The organism is Pseudomonas alloputida (genome assembly GCF_021283545.2).
Lineage (GTDB): Bacteria > Pseudomonadota > Gammaproteobacteria > Pseudomonadales > Pseudomonadaceae > Aquipseudomonas > Aquipseudomonas alloputida.
Genome location: NZ_CP128540.1, coordinates 2,909,621 through 2,935,361, shown reverse-complemented (window position 1 = coordinate 2,935,361; position 25,741 = coordinate 2,909,621). Strand labels below are relative to the sequence as shown.

Genomic DNA, 25,741 nt, shown 5'->3' with positions numbered 1-25,741 from the left:
GCACCCTGCCAGCCAGACCGGTAGATGAAGCCCTGACACCGCACATGCGTCAGAACGTCGCACCTGACAGGGATAACCAGGCTCTTAGACTCTGCCTTCCAATAAAAAACCTGAGAGGTCGGTCATGAAGAAAACACTGGCAATGCTTGCTTGCCTGGCAACCGCCAGCCTGGCTCAAGCAGCCCAGGACCCGGAGGCGGTCTTCAACCGCGCTTGCCAGATGTGCCACAACGGGCAATTGCCAATGGCGCCGAAGAAAGGTGACCACGAGGCCTGGAAGCCACGGCTGGCCCAAGGCAACGATGTTCTGGTGAAGCACGTCACCGAAGGCTTCAACGCCATGCCGCCGCGCGGCCTGTGCATGGACTGCACCGCCGACGATTACAAGGCCGTAATCGACTACATGTCCAAGTGATTCGTGCGCCAGGGACGCGCCAGGTACTGTGCGCCCCTGGCAACCTAGTCGCACCTAACCATGATGGGCGGCGTTGCTAGACCCGCGCCTCGCCATTTTCAATCACAGCGAACACCGGGCAAAGGACATGCATCGAGCAGCAGGACGTCGCCGCACACTCAGCTGGGGCCTCTACGCCTGCGTGCTGTTCGCAGTGCTGCATTGCGGCCTGGGGCATGGTCAGGCCGGCGGCTTGATGCTCAACGGTGCAGGTGGCACTTTTTGTGGCCACTTAGCGACTGCGGCCAGCGCGGTCAGTTTCGGCAAAGGGCTCGGCGCCACCTTCGCTGGCGTATCCACCATCGATTGCCCGCTGTGCAGCCATGCGGGCCTGGCCATCACCCTGCAGTTGCTGGGCGTGGTATTTGCCCCACGAGCCTGCAAGCCCTCACTTCCCATCGTCCCCGCCACCTGGCCTCGCCTACGCTGGCCTGCAGCCAATCCCCGTGCCTCCCCCGCCCTGCCCTGAATCAGCCCGATAGCCGCACCACGCCCTTGGCGCTTATTCACATGGGGGTGTCGCCGGGTGCGCGGACCACGGCTCGCCTTGCAACTTTTGCATTCAGGAATACCCAGAGCAATGAAGAACAAGACAATCTGCTGCGCAGCCGCACTCGCCCTTTCCAGTGGTACCGCACTGGCCCAGACCGACAGCGTGGAGCTGCCCGAAACCACGGTGGTCGACACTTCGGTCATCGACCAGAACACGGTCGACAGCTTCGGCAGCCTCACCACCGTGGTCGGCCAGGAGCAGATCCGCGACCTCAACGCGCTCGACCTGTCCTCCGCGCTGCGTCGTACACCCGGCGTGGTGGTGTCGCGCTTCAACCCGGTCGGCTCGTTCGGCGGTGCCGAAGGCGGCGCGGTATACATCCGCGGCATGGGTGCCAGCCGCCCGGGCAGCGAGATCAAGACCTACATCGATGGCGTTCCCTTCTATATGGGCGTCTGGGGCCACCCGCTGCTCGACCTGCTGCCGATCAACGCGATGCAGAGCATCAGCGTGTACAAAGGCCCGCAGCCGCAGAAGTTCGGCAACACCTTCGCGGCCATCGACCTGACGCCCAAGGTTGCCGAGCAGGGCGACAACCACCATGGGGAGCTGCAACTCACCGGCGGCAGCTTCCGCACGGCCACCGAACAAGCCAGCCTGATTGGCCGCGAAGGCGATTTCGACTACCACACACCCAGGCACGTGCCCATGACATGGGCGTCTGCATACTGCCACGGTTTCTGGTGTAACGGTCTGTCGCAGCCTGCGCGGCGTAATGGCTTAGCAGTGCAGATCGTGGACTTACCCGGTCGCGGGCAGGTCCAGCAACTGTTGCTGCACTTCGCTCTCGGCCTTTTCTACCAGCTCAAGAATGAGCCGGCAGCGCACCAGATAACGCTTGCCGGCTTCGGTCAGCGCGATGCGTCGGGTGGTGCGGTTGAGCAGGCGAATGTGCAGGTGAGCCTCCAGGTTCGACAGCATCCGGGAAACGCTGGCCGTGGTGGTGTCCAGGTATTCGGCCGCACCCGTCAGGCTGCCAGCCTGAACCACGCAGTTGAACGCGCGCATGGCTTGAAGTACATCCATCGTCGGTAACCTCATGTTGGAGCTTGGGCAAAGGGTGCAAGGACGGCGGCCGGCCACCGTCAACTGATCATGGTTTAGCCGGGCACCGGCAGCCAGCGCCTGAAGCTACCCGCGCCTTTGCCATCGAGCGGGCTCCAGGAGAACTCCCAGGACGGTGGTGGCAAGCCCTCCCCCTCCTGGGGCGTGAACGGGGTCGAACGGAACCCCGGCTTCCACTCCACGATCCATTCAGTCATGGGCTGCCACGCGAGGATCAGGCCACGGGCCTGGGAAACATCGGTCGTTACCCAGAGCGCAGCTGCCGCCACCATGAACGCTTCAATATGCTCTTCGGTCACCCGGGCCTGGTACGGCGAGCTCAGCAACCAGCGGCAAACGCTGATGTAGTACGTCCAATCCAGCGCCGGATGGTGTCGGTAGGCCCAAGTCATGAAGCGTCGGAACAACTCAAGCCCCTCTGGCGGGTCGAGCTTCAGCAAGCCTGGGCAAACATCGAATAGCGTGTGCCAGTAAGGCAGCAGGCGCGCATCGAGGTTGACGAAGCTGCGGGCATTGCAGGGGTAATCGGGAAACGGCAACAGGAAGTCGCCAGTGCGCGACGGGCGAACGGAGGGCTCCAGCAACGCTGAAGCGTTCAGGGTACGAGACATCGTGTGCTCCGGGGTACGGCTAGCCATCGGCAGGCCGACGCCCCGCTTTTAGCGGGTGCGGCCTGGGTCCTTGCAGGTCAGGCGATCACTTTCGGGGAGGCACGGGGGTTGATCGACGGCCAGCAGTGCCGGGGCGAATGCACCAGAACAGCGGGTTGCTGGTCGACAGGCAGCACAGGCAGGGCAAAGGCGGCCAGAATCAAAGAGGCAGGCAGTGGTGCAGGGCCGCCTTGGGCGCAGCAGCAATGCCCGGGGGCGGACGTCTTCGGGCTAAGTTTGCCGTCCTTGTCCAGCATGGCCGGCTGTACGCCGCCCGACGAGCAATAACTGCCCGCCAGCAACTGCGCCAGGCTCAGGTCGCCCAGGGTACTGGCCATGGGCAATGCCAGTACCTTGAGCAGCATGGCAAGCAGCGCCGCGACCCAGAGGTTATCCCAGGTGCGTGCGCGCAGGCCGCAATGGCGCATGTTCACGCCTCGCCAGGTAGCGCGGGCGTGGAGATTCGACAGGTCATGAGGGCTTCTCTCCAACGACGGTCAAACCAACCGGCAGGCGCATACCTGAGCATGCACCGTGAATCCGGCGTGTTAATGGCAGGCACAGGCCCGCCACGGCGCCTAGGCGCAGGTAGCGTCAGAGAGGTGAAGCGCGAGGGTTGGACGACGGCCAGCAATAGCGCGGAGGCGCTTGGCTGCGGACCTCGCGCATGATCGGGCGGCGGTTGGCACTGGCCAGCAGCCAGGCGACACCGATCAGGAATACCAGGGTAAGAAAAGCCGCCGAGCCCATCGGGCAACTGAACGGAATGCTCAGGTCGCCCGCCAGGGCGCCGTCCTGCTTGGCCTTCAGTGAGCCGGTATCGCCACCGAGGCTGCAGAACGCACCGCCGAAGCCATTCAGCGCCAGCCCCAATGCCTGCCCGTGGGCAAGGCCACAGCCAAGTACATTGAACAGGACACAGAAGTACAGTGCCCAGGCAATGAGGGGACGGTTTGAAGGCAGACGGTTCATGGGCGGCGACTTTAGCATCGAAACCGGCCCCGTTGAAGCATCACCTCCGCCCCCGCTGGCCTACCCGCAAATCGCCGCCCGCTGGTTCAGCATGCACAACCTGCTCTGGTTCATGCCGGTGCCGATCCTGGTGCTGGTGACGTGCTACGGGCTGCTACGTGCCGTGGCACGCAACGCGCACTACACGCCGTTCTTGCTGACCCTGGCCCAGATTTTCCTGGGCTACAGCGGCCTTGGCATCAGCCTGTGGCCAAACATCATCCCGCCGTCGATCAGCATCTGGGAAGCCGCAGCGCCGCCCCAGAGCCAAGGCTTCATGCTGGTAGGCACACTGTTCATCCTGCCCAGTTCGCTTGGCTGATCCGACTGTTCATGATGGCCGCCGGCATGCGCAGCCATTGAGCCCTCGCCGTGGTGCGCCTGCGACAAAAAGGCGCACCACGGAACTTGTACAGCCCGCAACGGATGCGGCTTAATGCGCGCCATATTCGCTCGGGTGACTCATGCTTTCACGTGCACGTGCACATCTTTGTCTGTTCGCCTGCCTCGCCGTGCTGTTCAACCTGCTGGCGATGCCGCTTGACCGTGCCTTGCAATCACCCCGCATCGACAGCCAATCGCTGATTCTCGGCAGCTTTTGCAGCCTGCACGGTGCACAGAGCCTGCCCAAGTCACTGCTGGCCCAGCTCAAGGCCGAGCTGCCGCAACTCGATGATCAGCAGGACATGAAACACCAGGCTGGCGACTGCTGCTGTGGTCACGCCGGGCATGCCTTGCTGGCCAGCGACTATTATCGCCACCTGTTCCCCCGCTTCTGGCCCGACGCACTGTTGCTCAGTAACAGCCACAGGCTGTCGCTGCCGCGCGAACAGTGGCCAAAGCTCAACCCCCGCGCCTCTCCCCTGGCCTGACCCGTCGTTTCTTGCCCACAGCTGCCCCGTGACCTGCGGTGCGCAGCCTTGCCCGACTGTCTGACCAGGAAACCTTCCATGCCTGCGTTCCGTTGCACCGCACGCGCTGTCCTGTCCGTGCTCGCTGTGTTCAGCCTCAGCCCGCTGTCACTGGCCGTTGCCGAAACTTTGCCCATTGAAAACTCCACCCTCACCCTTGGCGCGGTCAACGTGACCAGTACCGAAAGCGGCCCGCTGGCCACCAGCAGCGTGCTCAGTTCGGTGGACATCCTGGGGGGCGATATCCTCGAAAAGATGCCCGTGACCTACAGCTGGGAACTGTTCAGTCGCGCGCCAGGGGTGATGCTGACCGAGTTCAACCAGGGCACCACCTCGGGCAAACTGTCGTTTCGCGGCTTCAATGGCGAAGGCGAAGTGAACGCGGTCAAGTTGCTGATCGATGGCATCCCCAGCAACACCAATGACGGCAACATGCCCTTCATCGACTCGGTGTTCCCCATGGACATCGACAGCATCGAAGTGGTGCGCGGCACCAGCGATCCACGCTACGGCCTGAACAACATCGCCGGTAACGTCAATATCAACACCCGCACCGGCGGCAACTACAACAAGGCGCGCCTGCGCTACGGCAGCTTCAACACCCGCGAGGTGCAACTGGCCAAGGGCATCGAGACCAGCAACTGGACACAGAACTACTTCTTCGCCCGCCAGCAGGTCGACGGCTACCGCGACCATGCCGACACCGAACGCTACAGCTTCGGCGGCAAATGGTTCTATACCCCTGACGATGGCAGCTATCGCCTTGGTCTGATCGCCCGCCACTACGAGTCCGAAGCCCAGGAGGCCGGCTACCTGACCGAGGATGACGCCCGCCATCATCCGCGCATGAGCAATGACTACAACGCCACGGACAAAGGCACGCGGCGAATGAACCAGGTCAGCGTGCACTTCGACACCGACCTGGCCGAGACCCTGTCCTGGTCGGCCAAGACCTACCTCAACACCTATGACGACCGACGCTGGACGCAGTACTGGCGCACCAGTTCACAGCAGGAACGCGACACCTACGAGGATCAGTACGGTGCCATCACCTCGCTGACCTGGCGACCACAGGTGGACTGGCTGCACGCCTTTGCGCTGGAAGGTGGCAGCGATATGCAGAAGCAACAGAACCGCAGCGAACGCTACCGCACCGTGGAGCGTGTACGCCAGGCGCAGACACGCGACCAGGACTTCGACTTCAACACGGTCGGTGCCTATGTACAGGCGGAGATCGAGCCGTTCGAATCGCTGAAGATCGTGCCGGCCTACCGGGTGGACAAGATCAGTGGCGACTTCACCAACAAGATGACCGGGCAGGACTACGACATCAACGACTACGGGCTGATCAAGCAGCCCAAGCTCAGCATTGTCTATTCGCCGTGGAAGTTCGCCAGCGTTTACGCCAACTGGGGCCGCACCTTCCAGGTCGGGACGGGCGCCGCAGCCTACAAGGTGCCGCCGCGCAACGAGGACCTGGACCCGTCGATCAACGAAGGCTGGGAAACCGGCGTCAAGTTCACCCCGGCCAGCTGGGTCGATGGCCGCGTGGCCTATTGGCGTCAGGACGCCTCTGGCGAAGTGAGCCGTCGCCTGAACGACCCCAGCGGCGAGTCGGACAACGTCGGCGAAACACGCCGCTGGGGCTATGACCTGCAGGTCAACCTGCACCCGGACGAACGAACCGAGGTGTGGATGTCCTACTCCTGGCAGTACTCCAAGATCCTTGAGCCCAGCAGCGCGTTGCCAGGCAGCAAAGGCCAGGAAATCGATCACGTGCCACACCATCTGTGGAACACCGGCATCAGCTACCAGGCCACTCCCGCGCTGCAACTGACTGCCTGGGCGAACGGGCAGACCAACTACTACCTGGAGCGGGAGAACACCCAAGGTACGTATGGCGGCTACGTACTGATGAACCTCGGCGCGACGTACAAGCTCAGCGAAACCATGAGCGTGGACCTGCAGTTGAAGAACCTCACCAACCGCTACTACGAGTACGTGTGGTACGACCCGGACGGTGCGGATGCTTCCCTGCACTCCCCGGGTGACGGTCGTGCCCTGTATGCCGGGCTGACGTTGGACTTCTGAGTAACGGCCCTTGGGCCGATCGCGTCACGAACAAGTGAGGCAACGCCTCAGCGCACCTTCGGCTGCCCCGGAGCCGGGATCACCTGCACCTGGCCATGTTCCACGCCGCGCTCAACCATCAATTGGCGAGACAACTCGCCAATTCGGCCGCTTTCGCCCTGCAGCACCGAGACCTCCAGGCAGTGGCCGGCATCCAGGTGCACATGCAGGGTGGATCGGGTCAGATCGTGGTGGGCGTGCAGGGTCTGGTTGAGCCGTCTGGGCAGTTCGCGGGTGCTGTGGTCGTACAGGTAACTGACCACCGCCACGCAGGCGGCATCGTCCGGCAAGGCTTCAGACTCGCGCATCCCCGCACGCAACAGGTCGCGGATGGCCTCCGAGCGGCCCTGGTAGCCTTGGGTCGCCACCCGCCGATCGATGACGTCGAGCAGCTCTTCATCCAGCGTGATGGTGATTCGTTGCATTCTGTAACTTCCGGTAAGATGATTTCACGTAGACATCATACCCACCACACTTTAGCCTACGGCCTCCGTGAAAGTGGGGGACGCAGTGTGAAGCAGCAGCCTGGTAAACGAAAGCCCGCCCTGTGGGGCCTCCTTCTTCTTGCTGCGTGCGCTGCTGCGCCGGCCAGCCGCGCCGCCGAGCAAGGGCCGCAGCTGGTGTACTCCTGGCCTGTGAATGCCGGGCCGCTCGACCCGCGTGGCTATTCCCCCAACCAGATGTACGCCCAGGCCATGGTCTATGAACCCCTGGTGCGCTATACCGCCGCGGGTACGCTGGAGCCATGGCTGGCTGAGGCCTGGCAGGTTTCGGACGACGGCAAGACCTACACGTTCACCCTTCGCGACGGCGTGCGCTTCAGCGATGGCACACCCTTCGATGCGCCTGCGGCCAAAGCCAACCTCGATGCCGTCCTGGCCAACACTCAGCGTCACCGCTGGATGGAACTGGTGACCACACTGGACCACGTTGAAGCGCCTGAGCGCCTGACCCTGCGCCTGGTCCTCAAGCACCCTTACTACCCGACGCTGATGGAGCTGGCCCAGGTTCGCCCATTGCGCTTTGCCTCGCCTCAGGCCAAACCCGGCCAACCGGCCGGTACCGGCCCCTGGATGCGCGCCGAATCACGCCTGGGCGAATACGACCGCTTCGTGCGCAACCCCCAGTACTGGGGGCCCAAGCCGGCCTACGGCGAGGTCATGGTCAAGGTCATTCCAGACCCCAACAGCCGCGCGCTGGCCCTGCAGGCCGGCGAGGTCGAACTGATCCAGGGCGCCGCCGGCGAGATCACGGCCGGCACGTTCGTGCGCCTGCGTGACCAGGGCTATGCCACCGCACTGTCGGCACCGCTGGCCACCCGCACCCTGGCGATGAACACCGGCCGTGGTGCTACCCGTGATCTGGCGGTACGCCAGGCGATCAACGAGGCGGTGGACAAGCAAGCCATCATCGACAAGATTCTCTACGGCCTTGAACCCCGGGCAGATACCCTGTTCGCCAGCAACATGCCCTACGCCGATATCGGCCTCAAGCCCTACCCTTACGACCCGGCGCGCGCCGCCCATGCCCTTGATGCTGCCGGGTGGACGCTGGCCCCAGGCGCGTCTGTGCGCAGTAAAGGCGGCGAACCCTTGGCCATCGAGCTGGTATTCCTCGGCACAAGTGCCTTGCAGAAGAGCCTGGCCGAAGTGCTGCAGGGCGAGCTGGCGAAAATCGGCATCCACATCGACCTGCGTGCGGTTGAAGAAGGGGCTTTGGTGCGGCGCCAACGCGACGGCGACTTCGGCATGATCTTCGCCGACACCTGGGGCGCGCCCTACGACCCGCATTCGTTCGTCAGCTCCATGCGCTACGCCGGCCATGCCGACTACATGGCCCAACGTGGGCTGGCAATCAAGGACGAACTGGACAAGCGCATTGGCCAAGTGCTGGCCAGCACCGACGAACAGCAGCGTGCCGAACAGTACCGCTTCATCCTCACCACCTTGCACGAACAAGCCGTCTACCTGCCCATCTCGCATCTCACGGCCATCAGCGTGCGCCGAGACTCGGTGGCCAAGGTCCAGTTCGGCAGCACCTTGTTCGATGTGCCGTTCGAAACCATGACGCCAAAACAGGGAGACTGACATGTTGCGCTACATCCTGTTGCGCCTGGCGCTGCTTGTGCCGGTCATGCTTGGCGCTTCGTTGCTGGTGTTCGTGCTGCTACACCTGGGCAGCACAGACCCGGCGCTGGACTACCTTCGGCTTTCGCACATTCCACCGACCGACGCCGCCATTGCCGAAGTGCGCCATACCCTGGGGCTGGATCGTCCGCTGTATGCGCAATACCTGAGCTGGCTGTGGAACGCCGTGCATCTGGACTTCGGCATCTCCTACATCACCGGCCGTCCCGTGCTCGATGACCTGCTCTACTACCTGCCCGCCACCCTGCAGCTCGGCGGCCTGGCGTTAGCCTGCACGCTGCTGCTGTCGATCCCCTTGGGGCTGTTGGCGGCCCGCTGGCAAGGGCGCTGGCCCGACCACGCCGTGCGGGCAGTGACCTTCCTGGGGGTGTCCATGCCCAATTTCTGGCTGGCGTTTCTGCTGATCGCGCTTTTTTCCCTGTGGCTGGGCTGGCTGCCGCCGCTGGGGCGTGGAGGGGCCGGGCACCTGGTGATGCCGGTGCTGGCGATCGCCCTGATGTCGATGTCGATCAACGCCCGCCTGCTGCGTGCCAGCCTGCTGGATGCCGGCGGGCAGCGGCACGTCACCTATGCCCGTGCCCGCGGCCTGCCCGAACGGCATGTCTGGCGTGACCATATCCTGCGCAATGCCTGGCTGCCGCTGGTGACGGCCACCGGCATGCACATCGGCGAACTGCTCGGCGGCGCACTGGTGATCGAGACGATCTTCGCCTGGCCCGGCGTTGGTCGTTTTGCGGTGTCGGCAGTGCTTAACCGCGACTTCCCGGTGATGCAGTGCTTCACCCTGCTACTGACCGGCCTGCTGATGATCTGTAACCTGATAGTCGATGTGTGCTACGCCTGGCTTGATCCTCGCAGCCGGCTGGAAGGGGTGAACGCATGAGTGTGCACGCTGCCCTGCGTCAGCCATTGCTGCTGCGCCGCCCCAGCCTGATGATCGGCCTGGCCCTGGTCGGCCTGCTGGCGGTGCTGGCGCTGTTCGGCCACTGGATCGCCCCGCATGACCCCGACCTGGTCGACCTCGGCCAGCGCCTGCAGGCGCCAGACGCCCGTCACTGGCTGGGCACAGACCACCTCGGGCGCGACCTGCTTTCGCGGTTGATCGTCGGCACGCGCCTGTCCTTGGGCAGCGTGATGCTGACCCTGGCGCTGGTACTGGCCCTGGGGCTCGCGGTCGGCGGTGTGGCCGGGTTCGTAGGCGGGCGCACCGACCTGCTGCTGATGCGCCTGTGCGACATGTTCATGACCTTCCCCACGCTGGTACTGGCATTTTTCTTCGTCACCTTGCTGGGCACTGGCCTGAGCAACGTGATCATCGCCATCGCCCTGTCCCACTGGGCCTGGTATGCGCGCATGGTGCGCGGCCTGGTGATTGCCCAGCGCGGCCGCGAATACGTATTGGCTTCACGCCTGGCCGGCGCTTCACGCTGGGCGCGGCTGCGCCAGCATGTGCTGCCCAATATCGCCGGCCCGTTGCTGGTGCTGGCAACCATGGACATCGGCCACATGATGCTGCACGTCTCCGGCCTGTCGTTCCTTGGCCTCGGGGTGGCGCCCCCCACCGCCGAATGGGGCGTGATGATCAACGACGCCAAGGAATTCATCTGGACGCAGCCACAACTGCTGCTGTTGCCAGGGCTGATGATCTTCTTCTCGGTGATGGCCTTCAACCTGCTGGGCGATGCGCTGCGCGACCGCCTGGACCCTGCACAGGAGCGCCATTGAATGAGTCCGTCGGTGCTTGAAATCCGTGGCCTTCGCATAGAAACCCAGGCCGGCGTGCTGGTGCATGACGTTGACTTGCAGCTGCGCCGCGGCGAAGTCTGCACGTTGGTCGGTGCCAGCGGCTCTGGCAAATCCCTCAGCTGCCTTGGCTTGCTCGACCTGCTACCACCTGGCCTCGCCCGCACCCAAGGACAACTGCTGCTCGACGGCCAGCCGCTGGCTGCAAGCAGTGTCAGAGGTCGCCTGACCAGCCTGGTGCTGCAAAACCCGCGCAGCGCCTTCAACCCGGTGCGCAACATGGCCAGCCATGCCATCGAAACGCTCAGGCAACGAGGCATCACCAGCGCGGTAGCACGGGCGCGCATGGCCCACTGCCTGGATGCTGTCGGCTTGGCAGACACTGAGCGAGTGCTGCAATCGTTCGCTTTTCAGCTCAGCGGCGGCATGCTGCAAAGGATGATGATCGCCCTGGCGCTGATGGCCGAAACCCCATTCCTGCTGGCAGACGAACCCACCAGCGACCTCGATGCCCTGAGCCAGGCGCGTTTTCTCGACCTGCTGATGGAGCTGGTGCAGGTGCATGGGCTGGGGGTATTGCTGGTGACCCACGATATGGGGGTGGTAGCGCGCTGCGCAGACCAGGTCGCGGTGATGGAGGCCGGCCGCATTGTCGAATGCCAACCGGCCCATGAGCTGTTCCAGCGCCCCGCCAGTGCCACTGCCCGCACCCTCCTCCACGCACACCAAGTCCTTTGCCGGAGCCAACCATGAGCTTGCTGCACGTCCACCACGTTGGCCACCGTTATCGTACAGGGGGGCTGCTGCGCAAACGCGGTTGGCTGCAGGTACTCGACGGTATCGACCTGCAACTGCACGCTGGCGAATCCATCGGACTGCTCGGCAGCAGCGGCAGCGGCAAAAGCACGCTCGCACGGCTGCTGCTCGGGCTGGAAAAACCGGCCCAGGGCCAGGTGAGCTTTGCCGGGCAGGATGTCAGCCAGCTCAAAGGTGAGCAGGCGCGCGCCTTTCAGCGCACGGTGCAACTGGTGTTCCAGGACGCCCCTGGCGCCTTCAACCCGCAGCGCAGCATCGGCTGGAGCATCGCCGAGCCGCTGCGCCATCTGACCGACATGGATGAAGCCGCCCGGCAGGCGCGCACCCTTGCACTGCTGGAGGAAATGGGCCTGCGCGCCGAGCATGCCCAACGCCTGCCGCAGCAGTTGAGTGGCGGCCAGTTGCAGCGTGCCAACATTGCCCGGGCGCTGGCCGCCTCGCCACAGCTGGTAGTGCTCGACGAAGCGTTGTCGAACCTGGACCGGCTGTTGCAGCTGCAGATCCTGCAGCAGCTGGAAGCCCTACGCCAGCGCAGCGGCACCGCTTTCGTGCTGATCAGCCATGACCTGAGCCTGGTGCAGTACTTCTGCCAGCGGGTTGTGCTGCTGCACGGCGGGCGCATCGTGGAGGAACGCCCCGTCACGCACGACCTGTGCTTTGCGCACCCCGTGGGCCGGCAGCTGCAGGCGGCGGTGTTGCCTGTGCGCCCGCAGAGGAGGCCATCACCGCAAGGCCTGCCAACAGCTGCACACTGACACCACAGACTGGCTTTCGGATCGTCGGAAAACAGGCTATGTTCACCAGACTGATCTGCGCGCATAACCCTGTTCAGCCAAGACCGACTCCGATCAAGGAAACGATCCATGCAGTGACGTGAAATGCTGGAAACCGTCGCGGGTGCCGTAGCCTTGGCGATGGGCACATTGTCGTTACACGCCCACAACGCCTGCTGACGCCGGCACTCGAACGTGGCGAACGGCATCACACGTGAACGCCATGGCCTTTTCCAAGGTGCCATCAAAGTGCCAGAATCTGCTACCGTTCACCAGTGCAGCGCCCGCCATGACAGACCTTGATCCTCATGATGAAATAGCGCATTACGTACGGACGGATCGGCTCGAACAGCTGTTCGTCCAGTCAGCGCCTGCGGTGCTTGGCAGCTTCCTGGCCGCCGTCATGCTGTGCTGGTTGGGCTGGGAGCGTTTCGACCCGCAAAGGGTCATGGTCTGGATGACGTTATTGGGCGTGTCGACCGGCGTGCGTACCGCCATGTTCTTCGCCTATCTGCGAGCACCCGCCAACCAGCGCACGGCCGAACGCTGGGAGTGGCGTTACTGGGTCACGCTGATGCTGTCGGCGGCTATCTGGGGCTGGGGCGCCTTTGCCGTAATGCCCGCAGACGACGCGCTGGGGCAGACGCTGATCATGCTGTTTGCCGTCGGCATGTCTGTCAGCGCGGTGTCATGCTACTCCTCCTACCGCAACATGACCCTGGTGTCGATGGGCCTGGTCTTGCTGCCTTCTACGGGCTGGCTACTGTTGCAACCTTCCACGCTGCAACAAGGGATAGCCTTGGCGGTGCTGGTGTTCGCCTGGTTTGTGGTCAGCGCGACGCAAAGCCTGTCCTCGGCATTGACGACGGCCTGGCGCCTGAAACACGAAATGCAACGCGCGCATCGGCTGGCCATGGTGGCCTCGTGCACGGACGAACTGACCGGCCTGAACAACCGACGTGCTTTTTTCGACAATGCTTCGGCGCAGCACGTCCGGTGCAGGGATGCGGGTACATTCATGGCCGTGTTGATGCTGGACGTCGACCATTTCAAACAGATCAACGACACGTTCGGGCATGCCGCAGGCGACCAGGTGCTGCAGCGCATCGGTGCAGCGATCAGTGCCAGCCTGCGTGACAACGACATTGCCGGCAGGCTGGGCGGCGAGGAGTTCGCCATCCTGCTGCCCAATACGCCGCCAGACACGGCGATTGAGGTTGCCGAGCGCCTGCGGGCCCTGATAGCCAAACTGCGTGTGAATGATGAACACCCGGTCACCGCAAGCATAGGTTTAGCGTTCGCGAAGGCCCCTGCCACTGAGCTCGGCGCCTTGCTCAGCAGTGCAGACAGCGCCATGTACCTTTCCAAGGTATCGGGCCGTAACCGGGTCACGGTCGCCGAACCGGAGCAGGAGGCATTGCGCAAGCAGCACTAGCCCCCCAAGGAAGTGCTATGCAGGGTCCTGGGCTGCAGCCTCACCCGGCTCCGGGCGTTGCGTGCGGGTTCGGTGTTTCAGTAGCGCACGTGCCGCCAACGCCGCGAGCACCAGGCCTGGAGCCGCGGCCATCAGCAGCCCCCCCGCACCTGCACCTGCTGCAAGGATCTGCCCGGCCGCCAGAGGACCGGCCATGGAACCCAGGCGCCCCACCGCCACCGAAGCGCCCAAGCCCGTTGCGCGCACCTGGGTCGAATACAGCGTCGGCGCCAGCGCGTACAGCACCAACTGGCCACCAATGGCGCAATACCCTGCAGTGAACCCGGCCAGCAACATCAGCCCGAAACTGCTCGACAGCCCCAGCCCCGCCAACGACGCCAGCATGCCGGCGTAGGCGATCAATACCGCCCGCCCGGCAAACCCGCGGTCCATCATCCGACCGGTCAGGAACGATCCAGCCGCCCCACCCAGGTTGAACAGAATCTGCACGGCGCCCGCCTGCGGCCGGCTGAAGCCTTGGCCGATCAACAGCGACGGCAGCCAGTTGAGCAACATGTACAACACTGTCAGGGTGAAGAAACATGCCACCCACAGCAACAGCGTGCGGCTTGCCTGCTGCGGCCCGAACAGTTGGGCAAGCACACCTTCGCTGCCAGCCTTGGCAACGCCTTGGGCACGGAATGCCTGGGACTCTTTCAGCCAGATCATCAGCACGAAGGCGATCACGATCGGTGCGATGCCGCCGACGTAGAACACCGTACGCCAACCGTCGCCCACTCCGGCCATGCCGATCAGCGACGCAACCGCCCCGCCCAGCGGCACACCACAGTAAGTCAGGCTGACCGCCGTACTCCGCAGACGCTCAGGCGCCGCCTCGCTGGCCAGGGCGATCAGGATCGGCAACGCCGCCCCCAGCCCGAGCCCTGTCATCAGCCGCGCGATCAACAGCGAATCGTAGGTCTGGGCATGGGCGGTCCCTAGCGAGAAGCCGCCAAACAGCAGCACCGCCACGATCAGGATCGCTTTGCGGCCAAAGCGGTCTGCCAGCCAACCGCCGATCAGTGCGCCGGGCAGCAACCCCAGCAACCCGGCACTGAATACCCAACCGAGCATGGCAGGGGTTAGGTTGAATGCCTTGGCCATGTGCGGCGCGGCGATGCCGGTGGCCTGCAGGTCCAGCTCTTCCAGCAAGGCAACGAGAAAACACAAGCCGATGGTGAGCACGGCCTTGCCCGATGACGCGCATGAATGATGCATGTGTGGCCCTCTGTTGTTGTTATCGGTCGGGTGGTCAAAGGCGGAACGTGGCGCGTACTGAGACAAACGACGAATCTTCGCCGCCAGCCTCCTTGATGGCCGTGCCCACGTCGTAGTACTTCAGGTCAAGGTCCAGGGTCAGGTTGGGAGTGGCAAGCCAGCGCGTGCTGGCGCGGTAGATGATACCGACATGGCGACCCGTGCCGCGGGTGTTGGCCAGCATGCTCATGCCGGGCATGTACACGCCGTCTTCCTCACGCTGTTTCCACACTTCGAAGATGCCGGGCTCGATGCGCAGCGTGCGCCAGGGCGAGAAGCCGAAGGTCGGCCCCACCACGATGATGTTGCTCAGGGTGGTGAGGCTGGCTTCGCCATAGACACCATTGCGTGGGTAAAGCGGGTCGAAGGTGCCGACTTTTCCGTCGCCCAGGTCACTGTCGCCGCTTGCGGCATCGATGCGCATGGCCAGGCGCGGTTGCCAGGGGTGGGTGAAGGTGAAGCCGCTGTCGCTCGACAGCGCCCAGGCGCGGATCGACGCGTTGCCCAGGTGGCCGGTCTGCCCGACGAGGTTCCAGCTCCAGTCCAGTGCCTGATGGCGGCCGAACAGCCGCGTGCCGAAAGTGTAGCGCTGCTCGTCACCCGACTCGCCGGCCAGGGTGCGGTCGTCGGTTTCCAGGCCAAAGGCTAGCAGGTCCATGTTCCACGACGCCGACAGCGGCAAGGTGCCGTAGAGGCCGTAGAATTTGATGTTGTTGTTGCTGCCATCGTCCCAACTGTCTTCACCGGTTTTCAGCGGGCGCACAGCGAATGCATCCAGCTTGCGTCCGTCCTTGAGGTTGAGGCTGGCGCGCACGCCGTCGAAGCTCAGGCGGATGTTCGGCGCGTCGCGGTAGGTGACCAACACCTGGTCGCCGAAGCCCATCTCCTGGCGACCTACGCGTGTGGTATAGCGCCCGGCGGCGAAATCGTGGTTGAAATCGACGAAGGCCTGTCGCACTTCATTGCGGCTTTCATCATTGGGCGAGTACAAGTCCTTGCCAAAGGCACGGGTATTCTCGACCTGGACGAAGGTACGCACGGCATCGTCGAACAGGTGCAGGTCGGCATGGGCCTGCAGCCGTTGCTGCAGATAGGAATCGTCGTTCAGCCCGCGCAGGCCAAAGAAGGGTTTGTCCGAAGCATCGGCCCGGTAGCGGGCCTCAGCCCCGAGTTGCAGCCAGGCCGACTCTGACAGCCGATGGTAGCGCAGGCCATCGAAAGGGGCAGTGGCCTTGGCGGGGTCGTCGAGAAAGCGGTAGTCCTCGATCCAGCGAGGGGCCCCTGGCCTCCCCGGCCGGCTCTCTTCAAGCGGGCTGGCCGCGTAGGCGGAATGGCACAGCGAAAGCACCATGAGGGGCAGGCATACCCCGTTCAACGGCTTGATCATCAGAATTTCCCTTAACTTGTTTTTATAATTGTTCTTACAAACTGGATAACTCTGTTAACGATTATTTTTGTTAACCATATGCGCCGTCAATAGCGTTTTGCCGTGTACAAGGAATGATCAGCATCAAGCGTTCGCTAATCGCACACTTCTGCAGCGAGCGGCTGCGGCATTCATTCATCCGTCGCTAGAATCCAGTGGCGTGCTGTCTATTCAGAGGCCATGCGCAAAATTCGAGTCCATTACAAAAACAAGAGCCCCCCCATGAATTGCCTCCACCCCCTTGCCGCCCTCGGCGTGCTCATGCTCGGTGCCAGCCACGCCATGGCCGCACCAACCGTTAAACAACCAAACATTCTGCTGGTGGTCGCTGATGACCTCGGTTTCTCTGACCTGTCGGCCTTGGGCAGCGAAATCCAGACGCCCAACCTGGACAAACTGTTGGCCGACGGCCGCCTGATGCTCGATTTCCACGCCGCGCCCAGTTGCTCACCGACGCGGGCGATGCTGATGTCCGGCAACGACCCACACCTGGTCGGGCTGGGCATGATGTCGGAGACGCGCAAGCGCCTGCCGGCCGGCGCAGAGGTACGCGCCGGTTACGAAGGCGTGCTCGGTGCCAATGTCGCGACCCTCGCCGAACTGCTGCATGACGCCGGCTACCGCACCTACATCGCCGGCAAATGGCACCTGGGCATGCAACCGGCCCAACAGCCACACAACCGCGGCTTCGACCAGGCCTACGTGCTGCTCGAAGGCGGCGCGGCACACTTCAAGCAGGCCAACATGGACCTGCAGTCGAACTACAGCGCCACCTATCGCCACAACGGCGAGCCGATCGCGCTGCCCGACGACTTCTATTCCACCACCTGGTACACCGACCGCCTGATCGACGCGATCGACCAAGGCAAGGCCAGCAACAAACCGTTCTTCGCCTTTGCCGCCTACACCGCGCCGCACTGGCCGCTGCAGGCGCCGGATGCGTACCTGGCGCAGTACCGAGGCCGCTACGACCAAGGCTACGAAGTCATCGCCCACGAACGCCTGAAGCGCCAACGCGAAGCCGGCCTGGTGCCCGCCGACTTCTCTCTGCAAGCACAACTGGAAGGTGTGCCGAGCTGGGCATCGCTGAGCGATGAACAAAAACGCCAGTCCGCACGCACCATGGAGGTGTATGCGGCCATGGTCACGGCGCTGGACGCCGAGGTGGGGCGCCTGGTGGAACACCTACGCAAGACCGGCGAGCTGGAAAACACGATGATCCTGTTCATGTCCGACAACGGTCCGGAGAACGCCACCCGTGTCGACCCCGAGTGGATCAAGGCAAACTTCGATAACCGCCTGGACAACTACGGCCGCCGCGATTCGTTCCTGATGATCGGCTCGGCCTGGGCCCAGGTCAGCGCCCTGCCCAGCCGTCGCTACAAGATGACCACCTACCAGGGCGGCATCCGCGTACCGGCCTTCGTCTACTACCCGGCCACCATCAAGGCCGGCCGCAGCGAAGAGCTGGCCAGCGTCCGCGACATCATGCCGACCCTGCTGCAACTGGCCGGTGCGCCGATGCCCGGCGTCAAGTACCGCGACCGCGATATCGTGCCGCCGCAAGGCACATCGGCGCTGAACTACCTGCAAGGCAAGGACAGCCAGATCCACGCCCATGACGAAGCCTTGGGGTGGGAAATCAACGGCAGCGCCTCGTTGCGCAAGGGCCCGCTGAAGCTGGTGTGGGATGCCACCGACAGCAAGCCGAGCTGGCACTTGTATGACCTGCGCAAGGACCCTGGCGAGCACCACGACATCGGCGCAGGGCACCCCGAGCAGGTGGCGCTGATGCTGCGCGACTGGAAGGCTTATGCCCAACGCGGCAACATCGCGATCGATGCCGACGGCCGTCCGGCCAGCCCGATCCTGGTCAAGCCGCAATGATCGCCCGGGCAGCCGGCTGCGCAGCACTCGCCACCGGCCTGCTCGCCGCCGCCTATGCCGTGTGGCCGCAAGCCCCGGCGCCGGCGCTGCTGTGTACGGGCTACAGCGGCCTGCCCGCGCAGCGCCAAGGCCCTTGGCGAGACGGCATGGTGCACGTGCCGGGCGGCGAGTTCAGCTTTGGTTCAAGCCGCTTTTACGACGAAGAAGGCCCGCCTCACCCCGCCAAGGTGTCCGGCTTCTGGATTGACGTGCATCCGGTCACCAACGCCCAGTTCGCGCGCTTCGTCAAGGCCACGGGGTATGTCACCCATGCCGAGCGCGGTACCCGTGTCGAGGACGACCCTGCCCTGCCCGACGCGCTGCGGATACCGGGTGCGATGGTGTTTCATCAGGGTGCGGACGTGCTCGGCCCCGGCTGGCAGTTCGTGCCCGGCGCCAACTGGCGACACCCGCAAGGGCCGGGCAGCAGCCTGGCCGGGCTGGACAACCATCCGGTGGTGCAGATCGCCCTGGAAGATGCCCAGGCCTATGCCCGCTGGGCAGGCCGCGAACTGCCCAGCGAGGCGCAGCTGGAATACGCCATGCGCGGCGGCCTGACCGATGCCGACTTCAGCTGGGGTACCACCGAGCAGCCCAAGGGCAAGCTCATGGCCAATACCTGGCAGGGTCAGTTCCCTTATCGCAATGCGGCGAAGGATGGTTTTACCGGTACATCGCCCGTGGGTTGCTTCCCGGCCAACGGCTTTGGCCTGTTCGATGCCGGCGGCAATGTCTGGGAGCTGACTCGCACGGGCTATCGGCCAGGCCATGACGCACAGCGCGACGCCAAGCTCGACCCCTCAGGCCCGGCCCTGAGTGACAGCTTCGACCCGGCAGACCCCGGCGTGCCGGTGGCGGTAATCAAAGGCGGCTCGCACCTGTGTTCGGCGGACCGCTGCATGCGCTACCGCCCCTCGGCACGCCAGCCGCAGCCGGTGTTCATGACGACCTCGCACGTGGGTTTCAGAACGATTCGGCAATGAATGGCAACGGCGTGGCGGCCGCGTCGATGGCCGCCACCTGCCGGTCGAGGTCGGGCAGCAGGTAGCCGAGGAAGAACCCAACGCTTTCCTGCTTTTCCCGGCGCTGCGCCGCCCCCACTGGCAACGCCTGGATGCAGCGCGCGCTGCGGGCCCAGGCGAAGGCCTGCAGCACCGTTGCGCACAACTGCAGGAAGTCGCCTGCGGCGCGGTACGGAAATTCGGGATCGCCCGCGGTCATCGACAGCACCTTGGCCAGCGCTGCCTCCAGCGTGTCGCACGCACTGCCCAACGCGGCGGCGGCGGCGCCAGCGTCCGCAGCGGCCTCGGTACGCAACTCACTCAACAGCAGGGCGAAACCTTCCCCCCCATCGCCCAATACCTTGCGCAGCATCAGGTCGTTGGCCTGTATTTCGTTGGTGCCTTCGTAGATCATCGCGATGCGGCTGTCGCGCAAGGTCTGCTCGATGGCAAACTCCTGGGTGTAGCCATAGCCACCCAACACCTGCAAGGCCTTGCTTGCCAGGCTGAACCCCTGCTCGGTGAAGGCCGCCTTGACGATGGGGGTCAACAGCGCCGCCAATGTCGCAGCCTTCGCCCGTTGTGCAGGCTCGACGGCGGCGTCGGCGATATCCAGCCACTGGGCCGTCCAGTAGGCCAGCGCGCGCATCCCCTCGGTACGCACCCGCAACTCCAGCAAGACCCGACGCATGGCCGGGTGCAGGTGGATCGGGTCGGCGCCCTGGGCGCCCCCCTTGGCCCGCCCCGGGGCACTCATCTGGCGCCGCTCCAGGGCATAGTCGCGGGCCTGTTGCCAGGCGGCCTCAGCATGCCCCAGCCCTTGCAGGCCAACATGCAGACGCGCGGAATTCATCATCACGAACATCGCCGCCAGGCCGCCATGGGGCTGGCCTATCAACCAGCCCCGGGCCCCCTCCAGGCGTAGTGCACAGGTGGCGCTGCCCCGGATGCCCAGCTTATGTTCCAGGCCGTCGCAGTACAGTGTATTGCGCTGGCCATCCTCCAGCCATTTCGGCACCAGCAACAGCGAGAGCCCGCGGTTGCCGGGCGGCGCATCCGGCAACCGGGCCAACACCAGGTGGAGTATGTCGCGGGTCAGGTCGTGTTCGCCGCCAGAGATGAACAGCTTGTTGCCACTGACCGCGTAGCCACCGTCGCCACCGTCGCCCAGGGGCACGGCGCGGCAGCGCAACAGGCTGAGATCGCTGCCGGCCTGGGGTTCGGTCAGGCACATGGTAGGCAGGGTGGCACCACTGACGATGCCCGGCAGATAGCGCGCCTGCAGCTCGGCGGATGCATGGGCTTTCAGGCACAGGTAGGCACCGTGGGCGATGCCGGTGTACATGGCCCAGCCGTGGTTGCTGCCGAACAGCATCTCTTGCAAGGCCGCCTCCAGCACTAACGGCAGCCCTTGGCCGCCAAGCGCCGGGGCGCATGCCAGCGACGGCCAGCCACCGTCGACATAGGCGCGATAAGCCGCCGGGAATCCGTCCGGGGTGCGTACCTCCCCGCCCTCCATCTGGCAGCCCTGGCGATCGCCCGAACTGTTCAAAGGGGCCAGCACCTGCTCGCAGAAACGGGCCGCCTCTTCCAGTACCTGGGCCGCCAGGTCGAGGTCGACGTCGGCATATGCCGGTAATTGCGCCCAGGCCTGATCGGCCCGCAGCCAGTGTTGCAGGACGAACTGCATGTCGCGCAGGGGCGCCTTCCAGGTCATCGGATACCTCCGGGTCAGGCAACGAAATGAGGGTTTTCGATCAGCAGCGCCATGCCTTGGCCACCGCCGATGCATGCCGCTGCGATGCCATAGCGCAAGTTGCCGTCGCGCAATTGACGGGCCAAGGTGTGGACCAGGCGCAGACCTGTAGCGGCCAATGGGTGACCAAGGGCGATAGCGCCGCCATGGACATTGAGCTTGTCCACATCGAGTTCGAGCGCCTGGGCCACCGCCAGCACTTGGGCGGCCTGGGCCTCGTTGATTTCCAGGCGGTCGATCTGCTCCAGGCGCAGGCCGCTGCGCTCGAGCAGCAAGGTAATGGCCGGCGCCGGCCCGATGCCCATGAGGCCGGGCGGCACGCCAACAGCCGTGGCCATCAGCAAGCGCGCCAAAGGCGGATGAGTGCAATCGGAGTAGCGCGTGACCAAGGCTGCCGCCGCGCCATCGACCACCGCGCAACTGTTGCCAGCCGTCTGCACGCCACCGGCGTGCACCGGGCGCAGTCGGGCCAGTGCGGCCGCGTCGGTAGGCCGTGGGTGGCTGTCCTGGCTGACCTCACTCACGCCACGCGGCAATGCAATGCCGCGTGGCTGGCAGCCTTCTACCTCCAGTGCCTGCGCGGTGACGCTGACGATTTCCTCGTCGAACCAGCCCTGCACCTGGGCTTGCAGGGCCCGCTGATGGCTGCGCAGGGCCCACGCGTCCACCGTTTCACGCGCCAGGCCATAGGCACGGGCCAGGTTTTCCGCAGTACCGATCATGTCCACGCCGGCAGCCGGGTCGTACAGGGCTTCCCAGAGAAAGTCCTTGAACCCGACCGGCGCCCCCAGGCGAAAACCGCCCCGGTGTTCATAGGCCGCGATCGGATTGCGCGACATCGACTCCGCGCCCACGCACAGCACCTGGCGGGCGCCACTGCGCAGCTGTTCACCGGCCTGACGCAACAGTTCAAGGCCCGTGCCACAGATGCGCTGCACCGCCAGTGCCGGTACCGCCTGCGGCACGCCACAGTAGAGGCCGACATGGCGTGGCAGCATGTAGGCGTCGAAGCTGGCCTGAGCCATGCTGCCGGCGAGCACACTGTCTACCGCCTGAGGGGCGGCAGCTGCACGTGCCAGCACCGCGCGGCCGGCCTGAATGCCCAGGTCGATGGGCGAGATCGCGGCCAATGCGCCACCCAGGTCGACCCAGGGCGTGCGCACCATCTGGACGATGGCCGTGTCCTCGAAGACGGTGCACAGCCCGGCCGCACTCAAGGCCGCACCTTGGCGTGCAATGCGTCGGGGTCTTCGCCACGGTACAGCGCCTCGACCTGAGCGGCGCGCCGCTGCAGCACGGCGCGCTGATTGATCGAGCCCTTGTCGGTGATTTCACCGGCGTCGATCGACGGCGGCTCGGCCAGCAGCGACAGCCATTCGATACGGCTGGCGTTGCCTTGGGCATCGCGGTTCAAGCGCTCCAGCCAGTCAGCGAACCAACTGCGCACGGTGTCGTTGGCCAGCACCCGCGCATCGCTGGCATCCTCTGCCAGCCCGGCCAGGCGCCGACACTCGGGCAGACGCGGGAACACCAGCAGGCCCAGGCATTCACGGTCCGGCGCGGTGACCACGATGTCCTGTACGTAAGGCGAGCCCTCCAGCACTGCGCGGTTGCGCAGCGGCCCGACACTGACGAATACCCCGGACGAAAGTTTGAAGTCCTCAGCGATACGGCCATCGAACATCAGGCCAAGCTCGGGCTGCCTGGCATCGGCCAGCTTCAACGCGTCGCCCGAACAGTAGAAGCCCTCCTCGTCGAACGCCTCGGCGGTCTGCTGCGGCGAGCGCCAGTAGCCCGGCATGATATGCGGGCCACGGAAGCGCGCCTCGAGCTTGTCGCCCACCGGCACCAGCTTCACTTCGCAGCCAGGTGCCGGCAGCCCGACATAGCCGGCCATCGACAAAGGCCCGGTGGTGAAGGTGCACGATGGCGAGGCTTCGGTCATGCCAAGGCCGGCCATCATGCGGATGCGTTCGCCACAGTGTTGCTCGGCAATGCGGTCCAGCCGGTCCCAGACGCTTTGCGACAGGCCTGCGGCGGCAAAGAAGAACAGCTTGATGCGGGCAAAGAACACCTCGCGTAGCGCGGGGTCCTGCTCCAGTGCCTTGACCAGTTCCTCCCAGCCCTTGGGTACGGTGAGGTAGGCCGTGGGGGAAATCTCGCGCAGATTGCGCAAGGTCTCGGCGAAGCCTTGCGGGGTCGGCTTGCCGGCGTCCAGGTAGAAACTGCCCCCGTTGTAAAGCACGATGCCGAGGTTGTGGCTACCGCCGAACGTGTGGTTCCACGGCAGCCAGTCCACCAGCACCGGCGGCTCCTCGGCGAACGTCGGAAAAGTCTGCAGAAGCATCTGCTGATTGGCGCACAGCATGCGCTGGGTGGTGATCACCGCCTTGGGCAGCTTGGTCGAGCCCGAGGTGAAGAGGAATTTGGCGATGGTGTCCGGCCCGGTGGCGGCGAAAGCCGCATCGGCCGCCGCCAGGTCACCCGGTTGCAACAGGCTGTCGAAGCTTATATGGGGGCGACCTGCGACCTGGCCACGCACGCTGATCACGCCGACCGAATCGTCCAGCACCGCCTCGAAGGCGCGCTGGAACGGCTGGCTGTCGCTGACGAAGACCACTCCGGGGGTGAGCACCTCGCAGACATGGCGCAACTTGGCGAAGTCTTGCGACAACAGCGCGTAGGCCGGCGACACCGGGCAATAGGCAATACCGGCATACATGGCGCCGAGGGCGATTTGCAGGTGTTCGATGTCGTTGCCGGAAAGCAGCGCCAGCGGGCGCTCGGCACTGAGGCCCAGTCCTAGCAAGTTGGCGGCGATGGTGCGCACATCGGCGAGCATCTGCACGTAGCTGATCGAACGCCAGGCACCGTCTGCCTGGCGTGCCGCGATGAAAGTGGTGTCCGGGCGCACCTGGGCCCAATGCACCAGGCGCTCGAGCAGGCGCGCCGGCAGCGGCGCCAGTGGCTCGACAGGTTGCATGCGCAGCACGTCGTCGACGTGACTGACCTGCACCTGGGGATGCCCGATGGCCACCTGGCGGTAGCGCGGACGTTGGCCAGGGTCGGTCGACCCTGAGCGGGCTTCGTTATTCACGCAGGTTGCTCCTTGTTCTTGTTGTACATCCTGCCGCCGCCCGATATGACGGGGCGGCGGTCATCTTGCCGGAGGTCTGGGCCTGCCGCGGCTAGATGGGATAGTGACGCGGGCCGTGCTGGAGGGTGACCCAGCGCAACTGGGTGAACTGATCGATGGCCGTGCGGCTGCCGAAGCTGCCATAGCCGCTGGACTTGACCCCGCCAAACGGCATCTGCGCTTCATCGTGAACGGTCGGGCCGTTGATATGGCAGATACCCGACTCCACCCGTTGGGCCAAGGCCAGGGCGCGGCTGGTGTCGCGGCTGAAAATGGCCGATGACAGACCGAACTCCGAGTCGTTGGCCAGCTGCAGCAAGGCTTCGTCGCCTTCGGCGCGCAGTACCACCGCCACCGGGCCGAAGGACTCCTCGCGGTACAGGCGCATGCTGGCATCGACGTTGTCGAGCAAGGTCGGTTGCAGGATGCTGCCTTCCAGCTGGCCGCCGCTGACCAGGCGCGCGCCCTTGGCCACGGCATCGTCGATCAGTGCCTTGATGCGCTCGCCGGCCGCTGCGCTGACCAGCGAGCCGAGCACCGAGGTGCTGGCTTGCGGATCACCTGCACGCAGCCCGGCGATCTTCACCGCCAGCTTGTCGACGAAAGCGTCGGCAATACAGCTGTCCACCACAAGGCGCTCGGTGGACATGCAGATCTGCCCCTGGTTGAAGTAGGCACCGAAGGCCGCCGCTTCGACCGTGGCGTCCAGGTCGGCATCGTCGAGCACCAGCAAAGGTGCCTTGCCGCCCAGTTCGAGCAGGGCCGGCTTGAGATGGCGGGCCGCCAGTTCGCCGACGATGCGCCCGACGTGCGTCGAACCGGTGAAGTTGACCCGGCGTACCGCAGGGTTGGCGATCAGCCGCTCGACGATGGCGGGGGCATCCTGCGGCGCATTGCTGATGACATTGACCACGCCGTCGCCGATGCCTGCATCGTGCAGCACCTGGCCGATCAGCCGATGGACCGCCGGGCTCAGCTCCGAGGCCTTGAGCACCACGGTGTTGCCGCAGGCCAGCGGCATGGCAATGGCACGCGTGGCCAGTATCACCGGGGCGTTCCACGGTGCGATGCCCAACACCACGCCGCAGGGCGCGCGCAGGGCCATTGCGAAGCTGCCGGGAACGTCCGAGGGGATCACTTCACCGGTGATCTGCGTGGTCATGGCTGCAGCCTCGCGCAGCATGTTGGCGGCCAACTTCACGTTGAAGCCATACCAGTTGGCCATGGCCCCGGTTTCACCGGCGGCGGCGATGAACTCGGCGGCCCTCGCCTGCAACAGATCAGCGCCTGCCAGCAAGCGGCTGCGCCGCTCGCCCGGTGCCAGGGCGGCCCAGGCCGGAAACGCCGCGCTGGCAGCAGCCACCGCGGCATCGGCATCGGCCAGTGTGGCGGCGGCAGCCTGCGACACCACCTCGCCAGTCACCGGGTTACAGCGCTCGAAGGTTCGTCCATCGCTGGCGGGGCGCGACTGCCCGCCAATCAGCAAAGGCACCTGCAACATGCTCATTCCTC

At 64.8% G+C, this 25,741-nt stretch carries 22 protein-coding genes and 3 pseudogenes; 14 read left to right on the top strand and 11 right to left on the bottom strand.

The features are described 5' to 3' along the window. The first annotated feature begins 124 nt into the window (after positions 1-124). From LU682_RS13350 to LU682_RS13340, 3 genes and pseudogenes are all read left to right on the top strand, one after another. The gene (locus tag LU682_RS13350; RefSeq protein ID WP_010954210.1) at positions 125-415 is read left to right on the top strand and encodes a c-type cytochrome; all 291 of its coding nucleotides are present in this window, start codon (positions 125-127) and stop codon (positions 413-415) included. A 127-nt stretch (positions 416-542) separates the two neighbouring features. Further along, a complete protein-coding gene (locus tag LU682_RS13345) occupies positions 543-923 on the top strand; it encodes a DUF2946 family protein (RefSeq protein ID WP_049587928.1) in 381 nt (126 codons plus the stop codon). Positions 924-1,034: 111 nt separating this feature from the next. After that, positions 1,035-1,433 (top strand): annotated as a pseudogene (locus LU682_RS13340) (TonB-dependent receptor); the annotation flags it as partial. A 354-nt stretch (positions 1,434-1,787) separates the two neighbouring features. Here the strand turns inward: LU682_RS13340 and LU682_RS13335 are convergent. The 4 genes and pseudogenes from LU682_RS13335 to LU682_RS13320 all read right to left on the bottom strand — a co-directional run. Then, a pseudogene (locus LU682_RS13335) lies at positions 1,788-2,033 on the bottom strand (LysR family transcriptional regulator); the annotation flags it as partial. Between the two features lie 74 nt (positions 2,034-2,107). After that, the gene (locus tag LU682_RS13330; RefSeq protein ID WP_049587840.1) at positions 2,108-2,683 is read right to left on the bottom strand and encodes a putative natural product biosynthesis protein; all 576 of its coding nucleotides are present in this window, start codon (positions 2,681-2,683) and stop codon (positions 2,108-2,110) included. 77 nt (positions 2,684-2,760) lie between these two features. Next, positions 2,761-3,150 carry a DUF2946 family protein gene (locus LU682_RS13325; RefSeq protein ID WP_049587839.1) on the bottom strand — a complete coding sequence of 130 codons (390 nt, stop codon included), beginning with the start codon at positions 3,148-3,150 and terminating at the stop codon, positions 2,761-2,763. Positions 3,151-3,316: 166 nt separating this feature from the next. Further along, positions 3,317-3,694 carry a DUF2946 family protein gene (locus LU682_RS13320; RefSeq protein ID WP_020193613.1) on the bottom strand — a complete coding sequence of 126 codons (378 nt, stop codon included), beginning with the start codon at positions 3,692-3,694 and terminating at the stop codon, positions 3,317-3,319. 52 nt (positions 3,695-3,746) lie between these two features. Here LU682_RS13320 and LU682_RS13315 point away from each other — a divergent pair. The 3 genes and pseudogenes from LU682_RS13315 to LU682_RS13305 all read left to right on the top strand — a co-directional run. Next, positions 3,747-4,055: pseudogene (locus LU682_RS13315) on the top strand (cytochrome d ubiquinol oxidase subunit II); the annotation flags it as partial. A gap of 142 nt (positions 4,056-4,197) precedes the next feature. Continuing rightward, a complete protein-coding gene (locus LU682_RS13310; RefSeq protein WP_010954215.1) occupies positions 4,198-4,605 on the top strand; it encodes a DUF2946 family protein in 408 nt (135 codons plus the stop codon). Positions 4,606-4,683: 78 nt separating this feature from the next. Then, entirely contained in the window at positions 4,684-6,735 is a 2,052-nt protein-coding gene (locus tag LU682_RS13305; RefSeq protein WP_010954216.1) for a TonB-dependent receptor, read from the top strand. 47 nt (positions 6,736-6,782) lie between these two features. Here LU682_RS13305 and nikR read toward each other — a convergent pair whose 3' ends face one another. After that, positions 6,783-7,199 (bottom strand): nickel-responsive transcriptional regulator NikR, encoded by a 417-nt coding sequence (gene nikR / locus LU682_RS13300; protein ID WP_010954217.1) that lies wholly within the window; start codon positions 7,197-7,199, stop codon positions 6,783-6,785. A gap of 87 nt (positions 7,200-7,286) precedes the next feature. Here nikR and nikA point away from each other — a divergent pair, with 87 nt between their 5' ends. From nikA to LU682_RS13270, 6 genes are all read left to right on the top strand, one after another. Further along, positions 7,287-8,861, top strand: coding sequence for a nickel ABC transporter substrate-binding protein (gene nikA / locus LU682_RS13295; protein ID WP_010954218.1), 1,575 nt, complete (start codon positions 7,287-7,289; stop codon positions 8,859-8,861). A 1-nt stretch (position 8,862) separates the two neighbouring features. Next, the gene (nikB, locus tag LU682_RS13290) at positions 8,863-9,804 is read left to right on the top strand and encodes a nickel ABC transporter permease subunit NikB (protein ID WP_010954219.1); all 942 of its coding nucleotides are present in this window, start codon (positions 8,863-8,865) and stop codon (positions 9,802-9,804) included. Continuing rightward, complete coding sequence (nikC, locus tag LU682_RS13285; RefSeq protein WP_010954220.1) at positions 9,801-10,646, top strand: nickel ABC transporter permease subunit NikC; 846 nt, start codon at positions 9,801-9,803, stop codon at positions 10,644-10,646. Before nikB ends, nikC begins: the two co-directional genes overlap by 4 nt. Next, entirely contained in the window at positions 10,647-11,417 is a 771-nt protein-coding gene (nikD, locus tag LU682_RS13280; protein WP_010954221.1) for a nickel import ATP-binding protein NikD, read from the top strand. Continuing rightward, positions 11,414-12,235: a nickel import ATP-binding protein NikE gene (gene nikE / locus LU682_RS13275; protein ID WP_010954222.1), complete on the top strand. Its 822-nt coding sequence runs from the start codon at positions 11,414-11,416 to the stop codon at positions 12,233-12,235. Before nikD ends, nikE begins: the two co-directional genes overlap by 4 nt. Positions 12,236-12,629: 394 nt before the next feature. Beyond that, the gene (locus LU682_RS13270) at positions 12,630-13,688 is read left to right on the top strand and encodes a GGDEF domain-containing protein (RefSeq protein ID WP_049587927.1); all 1,059 of its coding nucleotides are present in this window, start codon (positions 12,630-12,632) and stop codon (positions 13,686-13,688) included. A gap of 15 nt (positions 13,689-13,703) precedes the next feature. Here the strand turns inward: LU682_RS13270 and mhpT are convergent, their stop codons facing one another. Together mhpT and LU682_RS13260 are read right to left on the bottom strand one after the other, a co-directional pair. Then, positions 13,704-14,945: a 3-(3-hydroxy-phenyl)propionate transporter MhpT gene (gene mhpT, locus LU682_RS13265; protein ID WP_232914892.1), complete on the bottom strand. Its 1,242-nt coding sequence runs from the start codon at positions 14,943-14,945 to the stop codon at positions 13,704-13,706. Positions 14,946-14,979: 34 nt separating this feature from the next. After that, entirely contained in the window at positions 14,980-16,371 is a 1,392-nt protein-coding gene (locus LU682_RS13260) for an alginate export family protein (RefSeq protein WP_060495005.1), read from the bottom strand. Between the two features lie 261 nt (positions 16,372-16,632). Between LU682_RS13260 and LU682_RS13255 the strand changes: the two genes are divergently transcribed. Together LU682_RS13255 and LU682_RS13250 are read left to right on the top strand one after the other, a co-directional pair. After that, on the top strand, positions 16,633-18,297 hold the full coding sequence (locus LU682_RS13255; protein WP_010954228.1) for an arylsulfatase: 1,665 nt from the start codon (positions 16,633-16,635) through the stop codon (positions 18,295-18,297). After that, positions 18,294-19,319 (top strand): formylglycine-generating enzyme family protein, encoded by a 1,026-nt coding sequence (locus tag LU682_RS13250; RefSeq protein ID WP_049587834.1) that lies wholly within the window; start codon positions 18,294-18,296, stop codon positions 19,317-19,319. The genes LU682_RS13255 and LU682_RS13250 overlap by 4 nt, the downstream gene beginning before the upstream one ends. Here LU682_RS13250 and LU682_RS13245 read toward each other — a convergent pair. The 4 genes from LU682_RS13245 to LU682_RS13230 form a co-directional block, all read right to left on the bottom strand. Continuing rightward, positions 19,300-21,054, bottom strand: a complete 1,755-nt coding sequence (locus LU682_RS13245) for an acyl-CoA dehydrogenase family protein (protein WP_010954230.1) — start codon at positions 21,052-21,054, stop codon at positions 19,300-19,302. The two genes, LU682_RS13250 and LU682_RS13245, sit on opposite strands and share 20 nt — an antisense overlap. A 14-nt stretch (positions 21,055-21,068) precedes the next feature. Further along, complete coding sequence (locus LU682_RS13240; protein ID WP_049587832.1) at positions 21,069-22,310, bottom strand: thiolase family protein; 1,242 nt, start codon at positions 22,308-22,310, stop codon at positions 21,069-21,071. Beyond that, complete coding sequence (locus LU682_RS13235; protein WP_049587830.1) at positions 22,307-24,190, bottom strand: feruloyl-CoA synthase; 1,884 nt, start codon at positions 24,188-24,190, stop codon at positions 22,307-22,309. Before LU682_RS13235 ends, LU682_RS13240 begins: the two co-directional genes overlap by 4 nt. 91 nt (positions 24,191-24,281) lie before the next feature. Continuing rightward, positions 24,282-25,730: an aldehyde dehydrogenase gene (locus tag LU682_RS13230; RefSeq protein WP_010954233.1), complete on the bottom strand. Its 1,449-nt coding sequence runs from the start codon at positions 25,728-25,730 to the stop codon at positions 24,282-24,284. Between the last annotated feature and the right edge of the window lie 11 nt (positions 25,731-25,741).